The organism is Gilvimarinus gilvus, assembly GCF_030518155.1.
GTDB lineage: Bacteria > Pseudomonadota > Gammaproteobacteria > Pseudomonadales > Cellvibrionaceae > Gilvimarinus > Gilvimarinus gilvus.
Genome location: NZ_JAULRU010000301.1, coordinates 1 through 314, shown reverse-complemented (window position 1 = coordinate 314; position 314 = coordinate 1). Strand labels below are relative to the sequence as shown.

The following is a 314-nucleotide window of genomic DNA, read 5'->3' as shown; positions in this document are numbered from 1 at the left end:
CAGCTTGTTGTCCTGCCCTGGCACCACACTGCCCGTGCCGATCTGGGTGCCCTTGGCATCGAACAGCTTGTAGCCCTGCGAACCGCTACTGGCGGCGTCGAACACCACGCGCACCGGCATCGAGTCGCGAATCGACTGCTGGATCAACGCGGTGTCGGCACCGCCGTAAATGTCCAGCGCTTCACCCAGCGTCGGCTGGGTGATGGTGCCGGTGCCGCTGTTGCCACTGCCCGCGTTGGCACTGATCGGCCCGGCGAAAGCCAGCTTGTTGGCGTCGGTCAGGGTGGTGGTGATGCTACCGGCAGCGGCACGGG

Annotated in this window: 1 protein-coding gene; it reads right to left on the bottom strand. The window is 66.2% G+C overall.

Going from position 1 to position 314, the window contains the following annotated elements:
* Positions 1-314, bottom strand: a 314-nt coding sequence (locus QWI17_RS04925; protein WP_302721395.1) for a hypothetical protein, incomplete at both ends; no start/stop codon positions are given.